Genomic DNA, 18,515 nt, shown 5'->3' with positions numbered 1-18,515 from the left:
GATGGGGGGCATCCACGCCAGCATCACTGCACCTGCGGGCTGGGCAGTGGCATGGTGCCAAGGGTCTGGCCGGGCACGGCCGGTGGGCCGACCAGCGCGGGGCTGGCGCCGGTGGCCGGGGCCGAGCCGCCGAGCGGTTGTGCCACGATGCCGTTATTGGCGTTGTAGGTGGGCGGCAGGGTGGACGCGGCGGGGGCCATGCCGGGCGTGGGGCTATAGGCGAGCCAGTCGGGCAGGCTCTTCTGGATCTGGTATTGGAGTTCGACGTTCATATCCGCCATCATGCGCTTGGTCAGCGCATAGAGCGCGGCGCGCATCCGATCGGGCGTTTCGTTGGAAGGCGCGGTTTCGCTGCGCGACACCGTGGCATCGGCATAGCCGACCCGCTGGCCGTTGCTGGTATTGACGCTGAGTTCCACCGTCATGGTGCCTTCGAGATTATCGCCCACCTGTTCGAGCGCCGCGCGCTTGATGGTGAACGTCGCCGCACCCGGGCTGCCATCGCCGATCAATCGTTCGCGGGCCATGCGCTCGAGCACGGCGGCCGGCGCCTCGGGCGCCGCCGCGATCATCTGCGCGGCGTTGGGGCCCGGCAGATATTCATCGCGCACCGAAACGCTGGCAACCTTCAGGGTGATCTGCGGCAAATAGGTGTATTGCAGTTCGGGAAAACTGGTCTGCACCGGTGGGCCGCTCGAACATGCCGCCAGGCCGAGTGGGGCTGCCAGGGCAAGAAATACGGCGAGACTGATCGGCTTCATGGGTGGTCCTCCCGGCGTTCGGCTGGTTCGGCGGGCGCGATATCGGCCCGCGGGAAGCGGAAATCGACGTTGCAGAATTCGCATGTCATGGTGATGTCGCCATCGATCGTCATGTGATCGAGGTCGTCTTCGGAAAACCCGTGCAGCACGTCGGAAAGCCGGGCGCGCGAGCAGCGGCAGCCATAGGCGAGCGGGCGCGGCCGATCGACCGCGACACCCTCACCATGAAACAGGCGGTACAGCAGCCGGTCGGGCGGCAGCGCGTCGTCGAGCAATTCCGCCTCGGTGATGGTCGCGGCGAGGATTTTGGCCGTGCGCCAGGATTCTTCCTGTGCCTCTTCCGACAATTCCGGGTCGATGCCGCCGGCGCCCGCGATGCGTTCAATGATCAGCGCGGAAGCCCGCCACCCGGCCGGTGTTTCGGCGCAGGCGAGATGGATGGCGCAGGCGAGCTGTTCGGAGGTTGCGAAATAATGCAGCGCCATATCGGCCAGCGTATCGCCTTCAAGGCTGACGATGCCCTGGTGGCGCTCGGTGTCCGGCCCCTGATCGACGGTGAAGGCAAGGTAGCCATCGCCCATCAACGCGCGCGCGGTGGGCGCTTCGGGCATGGCGGCATCCTCGCCAAGGCGGGCGTAGCCGCGCAGGGCGCCGGCATCGGTACAATCGGCCAGGAGCATCGGCACCGGTCCGTCGCCCTTTGCTTGGAGCGAAAACGTACCGCTGAATTTCAGCGCGGTAGCCAACCCGGCGACCAGCGCCAAGGCTTCGCCCAGCATGGTGCGCAACGCGTCCGGATGGTCGTGCCGGGTCAGCAGCGCATCCGCCAGCGGTCCAAGCCGGACCAGTCGGCCGCGAACCGGCTGTTTCGGCAGGAAAAACGGCGTGACACCGCGCGGCACCGCAAGGTCGGGCACATCGGGGCGGTTACGGTCGAGAAAATGGGGCAGCGTGCTCATGGCCCATAGATAGAGGCACGCGCGGCATTTTGCCATTGCCCGCGTCGAGCAGGAAGAAAGGTCTTCTTTTTTGAAAAAAAGAAGCAAAAAACTTTCCGACTCAAGGCACGAGCCATGTCACCATCCCAGTCCCAGATCAAAAAAGTTTTTTTGCTTCTTTTTTTACAAAAAAAGAAGTGCTTCCTGCCCTTCCCGATGCCGTGCGCACACACCCCAAGCCCAAAACCGCATGTGGGCGCAACCATCGATCAAACCGCTTGCCCCGCGTGCCGCTGCACGGTAGCGATGCGCCATGACGGAGCATGACGATGGCGATCTGATCGCGGCGATTCACTCTCTGGCGCGCGCGAGCGTGCTGGTGGTCGGTGATCTGATGCTGGATCGTTACGTTTATGGCCGGGTCGAGCGGGTCAGCCCGGAGGCGCCGGTGCCGATTCTCTCGGTGACGCGCGAAATTTCGATGCCCGGCGGCGCGGGCAATGTGGTGCGCAACCTGACAGCGCTGGAGGCGGCCACCGCCTTCGTCTCGGTGGTGGGCGATGATCAGGAAGGCTCCGATCTGACCGCGCTGATCGGCGGGCAACCGAATGTCGAGCCGTGGCTGCTGGTGGAAAACGGCCGGGCCACCACCGTCAAGACCCGCTATATCGCCGCCGGCCAGCATCTGATCCGCGCCGATCGTGAACTGATCACCGCCCTGCCGGCCAAGCTCGGCGAGCGGCTGCTGAAAATCGCCTCGGATGCGATGGCGGCCACCTCGGTCACGGTGCTGTCGGATTATCGCAAAGGGGTGCTGGCACCCGATTTGGCACGCGCGCTGATCGCCAATGCCGCCGCGATCGGGCGAAAAGTCGTGGTCGATCCCAAGGGATCGGACTGGTCGCATTACGCCGGTGCGGACGTGATCACCCCGAACCGGCGGGAACTGGCCGCGGCCACCGGCCTCGACCTCGATGACGAACCCTCGATCGTCGCGGCGGCGCGCGGGCTGATCGCGAAATTCGGGTTCGGCGCGGTGCTGTGCACCCGTGCCGAAGATGGCATGAGCCTGATCACCGCAACCACCGAGCGGCATTATCCGGCCGAGGCGTCCGAAGTGTACGACGTCTCCGGCGCGGGGGACACAGTGGTCGCCGTGCTCGCCGCCGGGCTGGCGGCAGGCCTGTCGCTCGAAGTCGCGGCCCGGTTGTCGAACATCGCGGGCGGGCTGGTGGTCGGCAAGGTCGGCACCGCGGTCGCACGGCCGAACGATCTGATCGATGCGGTCAAGCCAGCATCCGGCGCGCTGCGCAAGGTGGTGACGCGCCAGGTCGCGGCCGAAGCCGCGGAACGCTGGCGGCAACGCGGCTGGCGCGTGGGCTTCACCAACGGCTGCTTCGACCTGCTGCATCCCGGCCATATCCATCTGCTCGAACAATGCCGCGCCGCGTGCGACCGGTTGATCGTCGGGATCAACGCCGACAACTCGGTGCGCCGCCTCAAAGGGGCAAGCCGCCCGGTGCAGCCCGAAGCCGCCCGCGCCGCAGTGCTCGCCTCGCTCGCCAGCGTCGATCTCGTGGTCATCTACGAGGAAGATACGCCGCTGGAAGTCCTGGATGTCATCCGGCCAGACGTGCTGGTAAAAGGCGCCGACTACACACACGACACCGTGGTCGGCGCGCGCGAAGTCGAATCCTGGGGCGGCAAAGTCATGCTCGCCAACCTGCTGGCCGGCCACTCAACCACCGCCACGGTGCAGCGCTTACGCGGCTGATGCGGGGGGGGGGGGGGGGAAAGTAAGCAAGGCGGGGGGCTTTGCCCCCTCGACCCCCACTAAGGGCTTAGCCCTTAGAACCCGCTAGTTTTAGGCGAGGGGAGGGCGACCCAGGCCAGATCAGTTGAACCACCGAGGCAGCGCCCTCCCCTTGCCTAAAACGAATGGATTTTAAAGGCTCCGCCTTTAAGGGGGTCCAGGGGCGGAGGAGCCGAAGGTTCCAGCGATGCTCTTCATCGCTGGAATGGCTCCGGAGGGAGAGCCCCTGGCCTTGCTTACTTTCCCCACCCCCCGGCATCAGCCACAAAAAAAGGCGCGGACCCAGCGGCCCGCGCCTTTTCGACACCATGCGTTGGGCGTTATTTGCCCGCTTGCCCCGCGGGAGCCGGTGCGGGAGCAGCGGTGGCCGGCGCTGCGGCGGCCGGTGCGCTCGTCATGGTGATCATGGCCGGGTCAGCTTCACCGCTGGCAGCCGGCGAGGTCGGCGAGGCATCGGCCAGCGTGGCCGGGCCTTGCAGGTAGGGGAAGGCTTTGGCCATCTGTGCGCCATACAGCGGCTTGGCGAGCCCCTGGTGGCAGGTCGAGCAATCCACCTTGGCGACATCGCCGGACGGACCAAGAAGATTGTGCGCGAAGGTGGCCGTCAACGGAACCATGTAGTTGTTGTTCAGCCCGCGCACCATGTGCAGCCCGTAATAGGCGGTCACGCGTTTCGGCGTGCTTTCCGACCACGAGCCGAAGTTGCGTGATTCGTGGCAGAATTCGCAATTGACGCCGAGTGAGGTAGCGAAGTTCATCATCAGCGCGTAGGTCCAGTTGGTCTGCTGGATCGACATGCGGTTGCCATCCGGCAGGGCGGTGGTGCCGGCGGTGTTGATCATGGCATTCACGCCGCCTTTGGGCTTGCCGACCAGGAAGGGCGTGAACGGATCATAGGGCAGCGCCGAGCCATCGGCCGCGAGTGAGGGCCGCGCCTCGCCGGTTTCGGTTGCCATCAGCCCGGTCGCGTGCGGCGGCTCGACCGATTTGAACCAGACATATTGCGGGTTGTTGTTACCGCGATGGCAGGTGTAGCAGGTCACGCCCACGTTCTTGACGTGGGATTTCCAGACGGCGTTGGTATAGATCGTCATCTGGATCATGCGGCGGGCGACGCGCTTGGTATATTTCGCATCGGAGGCGAAGTTGCCGCTGACGTGGCAGTAGCCGCAGCCCTGCTTCGGGGCGACCCATTGCGTCATCGACACCATGATGCGGGCAAAGGCGCCGGCGGGCACGTTTTTCAGCACCTGCACGTTCTTGTAGATGCTGCCGGCCGGCGGACCCGCGTTGTTCTGCGGCAGCGCTTCCGGCGCCTGGTTGATCGCGAAGGCGGCCGCCGTTGCGGCCGGGCTCGAGATCAACTGAATGCCGGTGCCGCGATAGCCATCCTGTTCGACGTGGATGGGCGGGCGTTGCAGGGTGAGCACCGCGAGGACGGCGAGCGCCAGGCCGCCGATCAGGGCGACGAGCGGGATTGTCAGTCTCATTGTTGCGCTCCCGTGCCCGAGGTGATCGGATTGGCGACATGGCCGTAAACATGCGGATAGGGCGGTGCGACGTGATGCTTCACGGCCCAGAGGAACCAGTTATCGACCACCGTGCCGGTGAGCAGAATGCCGATGCCGCCGGTCAGCGTGGTCAGCACCGCGAACCACCAGGCCCAGCGATGGATCGATTCCATCGTGGCGTTGAACCCCATCGTCCAGCGCCAGAACAGAGCGGCGCGCTCCGAGGCGGTGCCACGATCGACCGTCTGTTCCACTTCACGTTCACCGCCGAACCGGCTCACCGCCAGAATGGTCGCACCGTGCATCGCAAACAGCAGGACCGAACCGTACAGAAACACGATCGAGAGCATATGGAACGGGTCGTAGTACAAATTTCCATAACGAAGCGAGAACGAAACCGTCCAGTCCAGGTGCGGAAAGATGCCGAACGGCGGTGCCTCACCCCAGCTGCCCATCAGCAGCGGGCGGATGAAGCCGAGCACCAGATAGAGCCAGATCGCGGAGGCGAACGCCCAGGCAGTATGCGTGCCGATGCCAAGCTGGCGCGAGCGGCGATAGATGCGCGCCCACCAGAGAATAAGTGAGGTGGTCAGGAAAAACCCGGCCATCAGCCACCAGCCGCCATGCTGCAGCGGCGGCAGGCGCAGCCCGTAGGAAGGTGCCGGCGGTTCGAGCGCAAGCCACGGCAGATCGCGCACGAAGCGGATCGGGTTCCAGTTCACCGAGGCCAGCATGTTGAGGCCGATGATCTCGAACGCGATCACGAACGTCGCGATCGAGGCGATGCCGAGGGTTCCGAGGTAGATCGGCCCGATCTGGGCATTGCCGATCTGGCCCATGAAGTAGCTGAAGAACGGCTTGCCCTGCCGGCCCCAGATGCCGCTGGGGGCGGGCACGCCATCGTGCAGAGGTCCGCGGATTTGCACCCGGGTGAAGATGTTCTGGTATTCGGGCATTACAGCCTCCCTACTGACGGGATGTTATTGGATGACGGCGTTTTCATCACGGTGCTCAGTGACCGCCGAATTGCCAGATCGGCAGATGCAACCACCAACCCCACCATGAAGGCCAGCCCTGGGTCCAGAACGGTCCGGAAATCAGGATGCAGGCGGCGCTGGCAAACCCCGCGCCGAGGGCCAGGAACAGGCCGAGCCGGTGGATGCCCAGCGTGCCGATGGAATAGCCGATGAAATCGCGGAAAAACGTGTCTTCATGTTCGGTGAATTTCACCACTTCGCCCTTGGCCGGGTTGATCGCGGCCAGCACGAGCGAGCCGTGCAGCGCGAGCGCGAAGGTGGTGGTGAAGAACAGTGTCACCGCGACCATGTGCATCGGGTTGTATTCGAAATTGATGTAGTTGTAGCCGGTGTTCGACACCCAATCTAGATGCGACATGATGCCGTAGGGAAACCCGACACCCCAGGCGCCCATCAGGAGCGGGCGGATGACTTCGAGCGTGACATAGGCGAAAATGGCAACGCTGAACGCGGCAGGCACGTGCAGACCGATGCCGAGCTTGCGCGATATCTCGACCTCGCGCAGCGCCCAGGAGCTAAAGGAGCCGACCGCGCAGATGGTGATGATCTGCCAGAGGCCACCGTGGGCAAGTGGGGCGAAGCCGAGCCCGTAGGAGAGATCGGGCGGGGCGATATTGATCTGCCAGATATTCCAGGTGGGGCCGATCGCGGCACCCCAGATGATCAGGGCGGTCCCGAGCAGGGTAAAGAATCCGCCGATGACCCCGAAGAAACCGACGTAGAACGGCCCTACCCAGAAATCGAACAGATCGCCGCCGAGCAGTGTGCCGCCGCGGACGCGGTATTTTCTTTCAAAACTGAGCATTGCCATCGGGCTGTTCCTTGTCGCTCTTGAACTCGCAGTTGGGGGCCCTTCCCCCGGCGCCGCCCGATCGTCTGGCGGTCACCGGGGTTGGCGAAGGGCTGTCGCCCCCGTTACTTGTTTGCAGGCATCGACGATTGCTGTTGCATCGTCATCGCCGGTGCTCCGCCGAGCCAGTCGAACCGTGGCGTGCTGAGCAGGATGAAGTGAATCAGGATGGCCAGCGCAAACAGGAAAACCCCGAGTGCGGTGAGAACCCTGCGCGGATCGAACAGAAGCCACATGCGCCACATGGTATGTCCTCCCTCAACCGATATGCGAGGTGAGCATTTTCACCCCGATGTGAGCGTTGGTAAGGAACCCGGTGACATAGCCATGCGGACCCGGGATCCACGGGCGCCACTGCCATACCAGGAAGTGGGCGATCACAGCGATGATAACGAAGCCGATAAAACTCATCACGAAGATGGAGTGAAACTCCTTGGCTTCGCGCTCGGTCAGACCCGATAGCGAGCCCTCCCGATCTTGTGTGGTCATGGACATGATAGAGGTATCCTCGATATGGACTGGCACGTTGCCGGGTCAGACCAGTTCCGCGCGGACCCCGCGCGGGGGGACGGCCGCAGCCCATGGGACTGCGAACGATGGGGTGGCCCGGCCAGAACGGCGGGCATCTGTTGGCGCGCGGGGCTCATGCGAGCTCCCTCTCACGCAAGGCGGTGACAACATGGGCTTCGGTCACCCGCGGCGATCCATCATGCTGCGCGCAGCGCTCGGCACGATCGCGCAGGCGCTTGGCCGCAGAAATGCGGATCAGATAAGGCTCATCCGCCAGATGACGATCGAGTGCGGCGAGCGCGCCGGCATCCCACAGATCGGCGGTATCGGCTTTCGCCGGCGTCGCATCGATCTTGTCGAGCTCGGTGCCCAGCGGCAAAATGGTGAACAGCGCGTCGAACAAGGCGTTGCAATATTCCTGAACAACGTAGGTTGCCCCTGCATATCCCATGAATGGCGTGCCCGTGGCGCGCCTGATGATCGCACCCGGAAACGAGGCCGGAATATACATCGAACGGCCACCGCGCTCGGCGGCGTACATCCGTTCGTTGAACGAGCCGAACAAAACCAGCGGCGGCGTCTTGGCGATCGCCGCGCGAACCGCATCGTTGTCGGGCTTCACGCCCGGCTTGCGCGCGAAGGAAAATGTGCAGGGTATGCCTAAATCTTCCTCAAGCAGCCGCTTCAGCCCGCGGGTGTAGGTTTCCGTCGCGACCACCGCAAAACTCGCGGTCGCGAAAAAATCCTGCGTCACGCTGCGCCACAGATCCCAGATCGGCTTGATCGTGGTCTCCTTCTCACGCGCGATGAACGGTTCCGGATCGAGCCCGGTGAGTTCGCCGAGCTTTCGCAGGAAATTTGTGGTGGCGTGAATGCCGAACGGCGCCATCAAGTACGGCTTGCCGAGTTCCTCGCATAATTTACGGCCGAATTCGCGATACAGACAGATATTGACGCTGGCATCGGCGAGTCTCGGCGTATCCTTCAAATGCGACCCGAGCGGAAACGACAGATTGACCTCGCAGCCAATCCCTTCGACCAGGCGCCGCACTTCCGCCAGATCGGACGGCATGTTGAACGTACCGTAAATCGCCCCGATAAGATTAACGCGCGGTTTTTCAGCCTTCAACTCAGGGCGCTTCGCCTTGAGATTGCCGAATTCGCTATGCAGCCAGACCAGCGCACGATCGGCACTCTGCCACTGATCCTCATCGATCGTGCGCGGCAGAAACCGGCGCAGGTTCGAGCCCTCGGGTGTCACGCCGCCGCCGATCATCTCGGCAATACTGCCGGTCACCACCACGGCCGGAATTTTCTGGTCCCCGATCGCGGCGGCGCGCTTCATCGGCCCTTCGGTGCCGGTCATCGAGAGCGAATCTTCATCAAGCCCGGTCACCACAATTGGCAATTCATGCGGTGGCAGCGCATCGGTATAGTGCAACACCGCGGTCACCGGCAGATTCTCGCAGCCCACCGGCCCGTCGATCACGACGCGCAATCCCTTGATCGCCGAGAACACGTAAACCGCACCCCAGTAGCCGCCCGCCCGGTCGTGGTCCTGCACCAGCATCAGACGACCTCCGCCTTGGCGGGTTTCGTCGAACCCGGCGCTTCGAAAAACCCGACCATGCGGCTGAACCGTTCGCGGCCCTTGCATTGCGTCGCCACGATCCCCGGCAAGGCCGCAACCCCCGCGGTGCCAAACACCGGCCGGGCCGAGACCATGTTGGTGAAATACACCGCCGGCGTGCCCTGCTCCTTCGCCGCCTGTACCAGCGGCGTGGTGCCGATCGCCAGATCCGGCTTCACATCACGCATCGCGGCAATATCCTGTTCGAGCGAGGCGCGGTACTGCACATGCGTTCCCTGCGCTTCGAGCCAGGCGCGATCAGGCTCGCTCCATTCCGTGCGCGGCAGCGCGGTGCCGACATAAGGCACCGTCGCACCGGCTTCCATCAACAAGCGCGCCACCAGCAACTCCGAACCTTCGTAACCGGACACGATCAGTCGCGCGGTCGTCGGGTTCGCCGCCATCGCCGCGCGGATCGGCGCGAGCGCCTGCGCCTTGGCGATATCGATGGTTTTTGCACTGATATTGGCCGCCTTGCCGATCGCATCGAGCCAGTCGGCGGTGGCGGACTCACCCACCGGTGCCGAGCCGACGATGGCCCGTCCGGCCGCGGCGAATTCGCGAATGCTGGCGGTATAGAACGGGTGCACCGCGGCCGCGATGCTGCAATCGAGCGCGCCATACAGATCGCGCCATTCACGCGCGGGAATCTGCGGCCCGATCGCCAGTCCCATCGGCGCCAGCATCGCTGCAACGACCGGCGGATCGGCCGGAAACAACTCGCCGATCAGGGTCACGCGTTGACCATCGGCGAGTTTGGTGCGCGGGCTGGCCACCGCCCCGGCCTCGGCTTCGGTGCGGGCGTAGCGCAGCATCGTGCCGGCCAACACATCCTTCGCCTCGGCATGGGTCGGCACACCGAATCCCGGCACATCGATGCCGATGATGCGCACGCCATCGATCTCTTTCGGCAACAAATCGAGCGGCACGCCCGAAGCGGTGGGCACGCAAAGATTGATGACCACCACAGCATCATATTCGGCCGGGCGTGCGGTCTCGCGCACCGCCTTGCGGATGTCCTCGAACAACTGCCCGGTCACCAGCGTTTCCGAATCGAACGGCACATAGCCCACGCTGCGGCGCGCACCGTAGAAATGCGAGGTGAAGGTCAAGCCATAAACGCAGCAGGCCGAGCCTGACAGAATCGTCGCCACCCGGCGCATCCGCAGGCCAACGCGCAGGCTGCCGAACGCCGGACACATCGATTGCGGCTGATCATGCGGCCCTTTTGGATAATCGGCCGCAAGCCGATCCAGCATTGCCGATTTCCCGGCCGCACGCGCCGCATCCTGCATGGTTTCCGCACCACCGTGACAGCCGGTTGCAGCAGGCTTGGCAGGCATTGCGATGCCATCGGGCGGGCTCATGCTCACGCGCCCTCGTAGACGATTTCGAGCGAAGGTTTGTTCAACACGGTCGAGCCGCACATATCCTCAAGGCTGGCGGGGTTGAGCGTCACGCCGCGACCGACCGCATCGCCCTTGAACAGGCCGAGCAGAGCATCATGGCTCAACGGCTTCGGACGGATCGGCGGCGCCTCGGCCACCTGCACGCCGAGCGCCTCGAACAGCGGCGCCCATTGACCGCCCAACTGGCCGACGATTTCATAATTCGCCGATTTACGCCGGATGTCCTCATCGGCCGGGATCGCGGCGAGCACCGGAATACCGACGGCTTCGGCAAACGCCTGCGCCTCGCCGGTGCCATCGTCCTTGTTGATCACCAGGCCCGCGACGCCGACATTACCACCCAGATTCCGGAAGTAATCGACCGCTGAGCAAACGTTATTGGCAACATAGAGCGATTGCAGATCGTTCGAACCGACCACGATGACTTTCTGACACAGGTCACGCGCGATCGGCAGACCGAACCCGCCGCACACCACATCGCCCAGGAAATCGAGCAGCACGTAGTCGAAATCCCATTGATGAAAGCCGAGCTTGTCGAGCAGTTCGAACCCGTGAATGATGCCCCGCCCGCCGCAGCCGCGACCGACCTCCGGTCCGCCGAGTTCCATCGCGAACACGCCATCGCGCTTGAAGCACACATCGCCGATCAGCACGGGCTCACCCGCCGCCTTCTTGCGCGACGAGGTCTCGATAATAGTTGGGCAGGACCGCCCGCCGAACAGCAGCGAGGTGGTGTCGCTCTTCGGATCACACCCGATCAGCAGCACCCGCTTGCCAAGTTGCGACATCATGTATGAAAGATTGGCAAGCGTGAAACTCTTGCCGATGCCGCCCTTGCCATAGATCGCGATGATCTGGGTCTTTTTGGGCGATGCCACGCTGGCACCCACCTCGATATCGGGGGCGATGCGGCCAGTGGTTGCATTCATGATGCGTCTCTCCAATCGATGAGCAGTTTCAAGCAAGTATCCGTTCCGAAAGCGGTATGATAAGCACCGCCCGCCTCATGCGCCGGTACCCGATGCGTGATCAGACCATCGAGGTCGAGCCGCCGCGTCGCGATCAGATCGGTCACATGGGCAAGGTCGGCCTTCTGCCATTGCGCGGCGATGGCGATGCGGGCTTCGCGCATGAAGGCCGGTGCGAAGGAAAACTGCATCGGTGCGGCATAGAACCCGGCCAGCGTGATCAAACCCTGCGGTGCCAGGCGCGAGATCAGCGTATCGAGAATCGCAGCATCGCCGCTGACATCGATCACCCGGCGATAATCGCGCCGCGCATCATCGTCCGCATGGCAAATTCTGTAGCCATTACCAGCGTCCATCCGATTCGGGTTGGTCTCCCACACGGTGGGTTCACCACCCGCGATCACCGCGAGCCGCGCGATCAACCGGCCGAGCACGCCATGCCCGATGATCAGTTCAGGCGCCCCGCCTGCCACCGCCAGCGCGTGTTGCGCAGTCGCCGCCAGCGCGATCAGCGCGCCGCGATCACCCAGATCCGGCGCTACCGTCACAACCCGATCGGCGCCGACCACCAGATGCTTCGCATTGGCGCCGAACAAGCCGCGCACCTCACCAAAACAGCGTGCACCGGGCACGAACACGTGCTCGCCGATCCGCGATGACGCCTCAGCCCCGGCATCGATGATCCGGCCCACCGCCTCGTAGCCCGGCACCAGCGGATAGCCCATGCCGGGAAAATGCGGCATCGCGCCCGACCAGATGAGTTTCTCGGTACCGGAGCTCACACCGCTGTAATCGATCTCGACCAGCACATCGCCCGCTCCCGGTGCATCGAGCGCGATGCGGCGGACGGCGACATGTTTCGGTTCTTCGATGATGACGGCGAGACTATCGAGCAATGCACGTCCTCCCAGTGGAGTGCTGTGCCCGAGGATTGCCGGGACACAAGTGTAAGAATACCGTGACAGTCTTGATTGTCAACCTAAACTTACACTCGTCCGCAAAGAAACCGAGCGGCATCACGGCACCACCGCCGTCATCACGCTCGCCAGCATCGGCTGGCGGGTGGCGTGCAGTTTCGTACCGATGAAGCCAGCAGCTTCAAACATCGCAACCAGCTCGGCCGGGCGGCGCGGCCGGCCGCTGCCCATCGCGAACAGATACAGGCCGAAATAGGCATCGCCCATCGATTGCGCGCCCTTGGTCCCGGCCATCGGCTCAGCAACCATCACGGTCGCACCCGATGCCAGACTCGCCCGCGCATTGCGCAAAATCGCCATCGCCTGCGCATCGTCATGATCGTGCAGCACGCGCACCAGCGTGATGATATCGGCATCGCGCGGCAAAACATCACAACGCATGTCGCCCGCCAGCACCCGGCTGCGCGCCGCCAACCCCGCCGCCGCGAGTCGCTGCTCCGCCAGTGCGGCAACCGCCGGCACGTCGAACAACATCACATCCAGCAACGGCGCCGCCTTGGCGACCGCGCCGATAAAACTACCATCGCCGCCACCCAGATCGAGCAGCCGCCGGTGCCGCCGGAAATCATAGGCCGCCAGAATCTCGCCGGCGATCATCGGCTGCGTCGCCGCCATCAATGCCGAATACGCAAGCGCGCGCTCGTCAGTTGCCTGCTCATACGGCCAGAACGCGGCAAGACTCGCGCTCGCTTCGCCGCGCAGCAGCGCCACCGGATCGGCAAGGTCGCGATACAACAGCGCATGATGCCGCACCATGGCGGCAACGCCAGGGTTGCCCCGCAGCGCCGCGCCCAGCGGCCCCAGCTGCGCGCTGCTGCCATCGGTCTCGAGCAGGCGCAGCGCCGCACCCGCGCGGACCAGCCGCAGCATCGCTTCCGGCGCCATGCCGGCCTCACCCGCCAGCGTGCCGATCGCAACCGGTGCCGCCGCGAGTCGCTCGAACAGATCGAGGCTCACGCAGGCCGAAAGCGTCTGCGCATAGACAAATCCGGCGCATAGATCGAACAGCGCCGCCGCCTCGCGCCGCGCGATCGGCCGGGTCAGCGGAAACGCCGCCGCCCAGTGCTGAAACCGCGGGCTCGCCAACAACCGGTTACGCATCGCGTGCAACCGGTCGCGCCAACCCAGCGGGGCCGCACCGACCACGGCGGCGACGGTCATGCCGCCACGCGCACCAGCGCCTTCGGCACCAGGCGCTTGGCTTCCTGCACGATCAACGCGCGCAACGGCACCGCCCCGGGACAATCCGGAATCGATGCCGCCGCCGCCTCGGCGATCGCATCGAGCCGATCGAGCGCCCCGTCGATCCCGTATTGCGCGACCGCGCTGGGCCGGTGCAACGCATTGTCCTGGCCGATCGGCTTGCCGCACACCGCCGCATCGCCGGCCGCATCGCACAGATCATCCGCAATCTGATACGCATCGCCCAAATTCTCGCCCAGCGCCCGCCACGCCGCCGGCGCGTAACCCGCACTCACCGCCCCCGCCATCGCGGCAGCAGCAAACAAGGCGCTGGTCTTGGCGCGCTGATACCGCGCCAGATCGACATCATCCTCGCTCTCCCACGCCTGCCCGGCGACAATGCCGCCCGGCATGCCGACCGATTGCGCGACAATGCCGACCAACCCGGCCAGCGCCCCCGGCTGCCCGGCACAGCCGAGCGCCAGGGTCTGAAACGCCAGCACGATCAACGCATCACCCGCCAGCACCGCCAGCGGCGCGCCGAACGCGGCATGGACCGAGGCTTTGCCACGCCGGATCGGCGCATCATCGAAACAGGGCAGATCATCGTGCACCAGCGAAGCACAGTGCAGAAATTCGAGCGCCGCACCCGCCGCCGCCGCCGCATCGAAATCCCGCGCCCCGCATGCCGTAGCCACCGCCAGGCACAGCCGCGGCCGCACCCGCGCCCCGCGCGGAAACACCGCATGGCGCATCGCGGCCGCCAGTTTCGGCGGCGCGTCACCCGCTTCAGCGCGGAGCATCGCGGTGGTAAGGGTGGACTCGATTAGTGCTACGGCATCCATCAGAAGCCTCCCGGCGCTCATGCGGACCGAGCCGCATGTGTCAACTTTGATTGTCACTCGCGACTGTGCTATTTGATTGACAGTTCGTCAAGCAATTTCGCTCCCGATCCCCCGCAGAAGGCCGCGCCCGATTCCCACCACCCCAAACCACCCGGTCATCATCATCGGCGCCGGCATCGGCGGGCTCGCCGCCGCGCTCGAACTCGCCGCCTCCGGCCATCGCGTCGTCGTGCTGGAACAAGCCGCCGCCCCCGGCGGCAAATTGCGCACCGTCAGCATCGGTGCCGCCGAGATCGACGCCGGGCCCACCGTCATCACCATGCGCGAAATCTTCGACGCTCTGTTCACCCGCGCCGGCACCAGGCTCGACGATCACGTCACCCTCATCCCGCTCGCCATCCTCGCCCGGCATCACTGGCGCGATGGCACACAACTCGATCTGCTGGCCGATCCCGCCGCGAGCGAAGCCGCCATCAGCCACGCCATCGGCGCGCCCGCCGCTGCCGCATTCCGCCGTTTCCGCGCCCGCAGCGAAGCCATCTACCGCACGCTCGATGCCAGTTTCATGCACAACCCCGCCCCCAGCCTGATCGGCGTGACGCGCAATGCCGGCCTCACCGGCCTCGCCGCCTTCCGCGCGGCCTCGCCCTTCGCCTCGCTGTGGGATGCCCTCGGCACCTGCTTTGCCGACCCGCATCTGCACCAGCTCTTCGCCCGCTATGCCACCTATTCCGGCGCCTCACCCTTCGCCGCCCCGGCCACACTCATGCTGATCGCCCATGCCGAACAGGCCGGCGTCTGGCGCATCGCGGGCGGTATGCGCCGCCTCGCCGAGGCGATCGCCGGCCGCGCCACCAGCCTCGGCGCGGTCTTCCACTACAACACCAAGGTGGCTGAAATTCTGGTCGAACACGGCCGCGTCAGCGGCATCCGCCTGCAAGACGGCACCACCCTCGCCGCCTCCGCCGTCATCGCGAACACCGAACTCGGCGCGATCAGCGCAGGCGCCCTCGGCGCTGCCGCACGCGCCGCCATCCCGCCCAGGCTGCGCGACGCCAAACGCTCGCTCTCCGCCGTCACCTGGCAGGTCACCGCCCGGGTCAGCGGCTTTCCGCTCAGCCATCACAACGTCTTCTTCTCGGCCGACTACGCCGCCGAATTCGCCGAAATCGCCCGCGCCCGCCTGCCCACCGACCCCACCATTTACCTCTGCGCGCAAGACCGCACCGGCGACCGCACCGAATCGCCGCCCACCACGCCCGAACGCCTGCTCATCCTGGTCAACGCCCCCGCCACCGGCGATCGCGGCACGCCGGATGCCGCCGCCATCGCCGCCCTCTGGCAGCGCGTCACCGCCCGCCTCGCCGCCGCCGGCCTCACCCTCACCGACATCGATGCCGGCATGACCGGCCCGGTCGAGTTCCACGAAAAATTCCCCGGCGCCGGCGGCGCGCTCTACGGCCGCGACCTTGCCGGCTGGCGCGACCCGTTCCAACGCCCCGCCGCCCGCACATCGCTGCCCGGCCTCTACCTCGCCGGCGGCTCCGCCCATCCCGGACCAGGCCTGCCGATGGCCGCCCTGTCGGGCCATTTCGCCGCCACCGCCCTCACCGCGGACCGCCGATGATCCGGTTCGATCACCCCATCCCCCGCGGCGGCTACGCCTGGTGGTACGTCGATGCCCTGAGCGATGACGGCCTGCACGCCCTCACCCTGATCGCCTTCATCGGCTCGGTCTTCTCGCCCTATTACGCCGCCGCCAACCGCCGCACCCCGGGCGGCGCCGACCCCGAGGATTACGTCGCGATCAACCTCGCCCTCTACGGCCCGCGCCGCACCCTCTGGGCGATGACCGAACGCCGCCGCCGCAGCCTGATCCGCGAACCCGGCACGCTCGGCATCGGCCCCAGCCGGCTCGATTGGAACGGCAACCGCCTCACCGCCCGCATCACCGAACTCACCACCCCCATCCCGCAACCCATGCGCGGCACCATCACCCTGCACCCCAAAGCGCTGGAACCCAGCATCTACCCACTCGATGCCGCAGCCGCCCACCGGTGGCAGCCGATCGCGCCCTGCGCACGCATCAGCGTCACCTTCGAAAAACCCGCGCTGTCCTGGGAAGGCGACGCCTATTTCGACCGCAACGAGGGCGACGCCCCGATGCACACCGCGTTCTCCACCTGGAACTGGTCCCGCGCGCCAAGCCGCCAGGGGGCCCGCGTGTTCTACCACGCCAACCGCCGCGATGGCGGCACCACGGCCCTGTCCCTCGGCTTCACCGCCGCCGGCGGCGCCGCACCGCTGCACGCCCCGCCCGAAGCCCCGCTGCCCATCACCTGGTGGCGCATCAACCGCGCAACCCGCTGCGACGCCGATGCCGAACCCCGCCTGCTGCGCGCCTTCGAGGATACGCCCTTCTACGCCCGCGCCCGCATCGCCACCACCATTGACGGCGAGCGCCTCGATGGCGTGCACGAAACCCTCGATCTCGATCGTTTCACAATGCCCGTGGTGCAGGCGATGCTACCGTTCCGCATGCCCCGGCGGTTTATCTGAACCGGCGCAACCGCCTAAGCCACCGCCGCCAGCTCGCTCACCGCCCCGACCATCCGATAATTCGCCGCATCGGCGAACAACGCCCGCAGCACCATGTTATTGATCCGGTGCCCCGTCCGCGACCCCTCGAACCGCCCGAGCATCGGCGCCCCGGCCAACGCCAGATCACCCACCACATCGAGCAGCTTGTGGCGCACGAATTCATCGCCGAACCGCAGCCCCTCCGGATTCATCACCCGCGCGTCATCCACCACCACCGCATTCGCAAGGCTGCCGCCCCGCGCCAGCCCGGCCGCCTGCAATGCCTCGACCTCATCGGCAAACGTGAACGTCCGCGCCCGCGACAATTCCGCGATAAACCCGCCCGGCGTCAGATCACACGCATAACGCTGCCGCCCGATCGCCGCGGCGGCGAACTCGATCTCCAGCGCCATCGCAAACGCCCCCGCGCGCGGCCCTGCCGGCTCCAGCGCCGCATACGCCGCACCATCCACCACCCGCACCGGCCGCAGAATCTCGATTGCCTCGCGCGCCACCGCGCTCTCCGCAATCCCCGCACACCCGATCAGAAACGCAAACTCCGCCGCCGAGCCATCGAGAATCGGGCACTCCGGCCCATCCACCTCGATCATCGCATCATCGATGCCCAGCCCCGCCAGCGCCGCCATCACATGCTCGACCGTGCCAACCCGCACCTCCGGCCGCGCCGGATCGGCCAGCACCGTACACATCCGCGTATCCGCGACATAATTCCACAAAGCCGGCACCACCGGCGCCCCAGGCAAATCGACCCGCCGCACCGCAATGCCCGCGCCCGGCGCCACCGGCACCAGCTGCAAACTCACCGCCGCCCCGCTATGCAGCCCCACGCCATGACAAGCGATCGCCGAACGCAACCCGCGCCGCACCCCCCGCCCGGACCAAGCCGCCCCGCCATCCCACGGACTAGCCGACCGCCCCATCATGCCGCTCAAACCACCATCCATACCCAACCAGCTTCCAAAAAATGCCAAACCCACCACCGACCCGCACAAACCCGGGCCCAAACCTGTCTTTCGTTGCAGCGCACACTATACCGTGAAGCTTTGGTTAAGAAATCAATCAATATTTCTGATTATTTCGCCATAACCACCTGGAATTGCGGCATTTTTATGTATCTCTCCGTAACACGCCGATATCCCGTGAGCGAACGTGCGCGCATCCAGCCGCAAAGCAACGCGATTGGACGCACGCGCATCCGATGCAGTCACCAAATAAACCAAGAAAGACACCGTTCTTTTTTAAAAAAGAGGGACTTCTCTTGTTTTTCGGTATATTTGTTACGTTATCGTAACGATTTGGGCGTGCGAAATCATGGACCTTTGCGCCACATTTTTTTCACATTGAAGGAGGGGACGAAGGGCTGGTGCCAGGGCGGCACGGGCGGTGGGGGTGGGCCGAGGATTTCGTGGAGTTGTTCCGGCGTGAAGTCGATGCTGCCGTCGGGGTTGATTTTGTATTGGTCCATGAAGCTGGGCTGGCGCTT

General features: G+C 65.3%; 17 protein-coding genes. 3 read left to right on the top strand and 14 right to left on the bottom strand.

The window, feature by feature from the left end; all coding sequences use genetic code 11:
• Window positions 1–23: 23 nt before the first annotated feature.
• Window positions 24–761, bottom strand: coding sequence for a hypothetical protein (locus tag BW994_RS00870; protein WP_139333930.1), 738 nt, complete (start codon window positions 759–761; stop codon window positions 24–26).
• Window positions 758–1,720: an Hsp33 family molecular chaperone HslO gene (gene hslO, locus BW994_RS00865; protein ID WP_029312402.1), complete on the bottom strand. Its 963-nt coding sequence runs from the start codon at window positions 1,718–1,720 to the stop codon at window positions 758–760. The genes BW994_RS00870 and hslO overlap by 4 nt, the downstream gene beginning before the upstream one ends.
• A 292-nt stretch (window positions 1,721–2,012) precedes the next feature.
• Between hslO and rfaE1 the strand changes: the two genes are divergently transcribed.
• Window positions 2,013–3,473 carry a D-glycero-beta-D-manno-heptose-7-phosphate kinase gene (gene rfaE1, locus BW994_RS00860; RefSeq protein WP_029312401.1) on the top strand — a complete coding sequence of 487 codons (1,461 nt, stop codon included), beginning with the start codon at window positions 2,013–2,015 and terminating at the stop codon, window positions 3,471–3,473.
• A gap of 359 nt (window positions 3,474–3,832) precedes the next feature.
• Here the strand turns inward: rfaE1 and pufC are convergent, their stop codons facing one another.
• The 11 genes from pufC to BW994_RS00805 form a co-directional block, all read right to left on the bottom strand.
• Entirely contained in the window at window positions 3,833–5,002 is a 1,170-nt protein-coding gene (pufC, locus tag BW994_RS00855) for a photosynthetic reaction center cytochrome PufC (RefSeq protein ID WP_029312400.1), read from the bottom strand.
• Complete coding sequence (gene pufM / locus BW994_RS00850) at window positions 4,999–5,979, bottom strand: photosynthetic reaction center subunit M (RefSeq protein WP_029312399.1); 981 nt, start codon at window positions 5,977–5,979, stop codon at window positions 4,999–5,001. Before pufM ends, pufC begins: the two co-directional genes overlap by 4 nt.
• Before the next feature lie 55 nt (window positions 5,980–6,034).
• The gene (gene pufL, locus BW994_RS00845) at window positions 6,035–6,871 is read right to left on the bottom strand and encodes a photosynthetic reaction center subunit L (RefSeq protein WP_029312398.1); all 837 of its coding nucleotides are present in this window, start codon (window positions 6,869–6,871) and stop codon (window positions 6,035–6,037) included.
• A 104-nt stretch (window positions 6,872–6,975) separates the two neighbouring features.
• Window positions 6,976–7,155, bottom strand: coding sequence for a light-harvesting antenna LH1, alpha subunit (pufA, locus tag BW994_RS00840; protein WP_029312397.1), 180 nt, complete (start codon window positions 7,153–7,155; stop codon window positions 6,976–6,978).
• Window positions 7,156–7,168: 13 nt separating this feature from the next.
• On the bottom strand, window positions 7,169–7,405 hold the full coding sequence (pufB, locus tag BW994_RS00835) for a light-harvesting antenna LH1, beta subunit (protein ID WP_029312396.1): 237 nt from the start codon (window positions 7,403–7,405) through the stop codon (window positions 7,169–7,171).
• A 148-nt stretch (window positions 7,406–7,553) separates the two neighbouring features.
• Window positions 7,554–8,990 carry a chlorophyllide a reductase subunit Z gene (gene bchZ / locus BW994_RS00830; RefSeq protein ID WP_029312395.1) on the bottom strand — a complete coding sequence of 479 codons (1,437 nt, stop codon included), beginning with the start codon at window positions 8,988–8,990 and terminating at the stop codon, window positions 7,554–7,556.
• On the bottom strand, window positions 8,990–10,417 hold the full coding sequence (gene bchY, locus BW994_RS00825) for a chlorophyllide a reductase subunit Y (RefSeq protein ID WP_051657421.1): 1,428 nt from the start codon (window positions 10,415–10,417) through the stop codon (window positions 8,990–8,992). The genes bchZ and bchY overlap by 1 nt, the downstream gene beginning before the upstream one ends.
• Window positions 10,418–10,419: 2 nt before the next feature.
• Window positions 10,420–11,388, bottom strand: coding sequence for a chlorophyllide a reductase iron protein subunit X (locus BW994_RS00820; RefSeq protein WP_029312393.1), 969 nt, complete (start codon window positions 11,386–11,388; stop codon window positions 10,420–10,422).
• The gene (gene bchC / locus BW994_RS00815; protein WP_029312392.1) at window positions 11,385–12,323 is read right to left on the bottom strand and encodes a chlorophyll synthesis pathway protein BchC; all 939 of its coding nucleotides are present in this window, start codon (window positions 12,321–12,323) and stop codon (window positions 11,385–11,387) included. Before bchC ends, BW994_RS00820 begins: the two co-directional genes overlap by 4 nt.
• Before the next feature lie 120 nt (window positions 12,324–12,443).
• Window positions 12,444–13,565: a methyltransferase gene (locus BW994_RS00810; protein WP_029312391.1), complete on the bottom strand. Its 1,122-nt coding sequence runs from the start codon at window positions 13,563–13,565 to the stop codon at window positions 12,444–12,446.
• Complete coding sequence (locus BW994_RS00805; protein ID WP_029312390.1) at window positions 13,562–14,431, bottom strand: polyprenyl synthetase family protein; 870 nt, start codon at window positions 14,429–14,431, stop codon at window positions 13,562–13,564. Before BW994_RS00805 ends, BW994_RS00810 begins: the two co-directional genes overlap by 4 nt.
• A gap of 76 nt (window positions 14,432–14,507) precedes the next feature.
• Here BW994_RS00805 and crtD point away from each other — a divergent pair, with 76 nt between their 5' ends.
• Entirely contained in the window at window positions 14,508–16,058 is a 1,551-nt protein-coding gene (gene crtD, locus BW994_RS00800; RefSeq protein ID WP_245594148.1) for a 1-hydroxycarotenoid 3,4-desaturase CrtD, read from the top strand.
• On the top strand, window positions 16,055–16,990 hold the full coding sequence (locus BW994_RS00795) for a carotenoid 1,2-hydratase (protein ID WP_029312388.1): 936 nt from the start codon (window positions 16,055–16,057) through the stop codon (window positions 16,988–16,990). Before crtD ends, BW994_RS00795 begins: the two co-directional genes overlap by 4 nt.
• Before the next feature lie 14 nt (window positions 16,991–17,004).
• Here BW994_RS00795 and lpxC read toward each other — a convergent pair whose 3' ends face one another.
• Entirely contained in the window at window positions 17,005–17,955 is a 951-nt protein-coding gene (gene lpxC / locus BW994_RS00790) for a UDP-3-O-acyl-N-acetylglucosamine deacetylase (RefSeq protein ID WP_245594151.1), read from the bottom strand.
• Between the last annotated feature and the right edge of the window lie 560 nt (window positions 17,956–18,515).

Origin of the sequence: Acidiphilium rubrum (assembly GCF_900156265.1) — a bacterium.
Classification (GTDB): Bacteria; Pseudomonadota; Alphaproteobacteria; order Acetobacterales; family Acetobacteraceae; genus Acidiphilium; species Acidiphilium rubrum.
The sequence above is the reverse complement of the archived record's forward strand: the minus strand, read 5'-3'. Positions and strand labels throughout refer to the sequence as shown.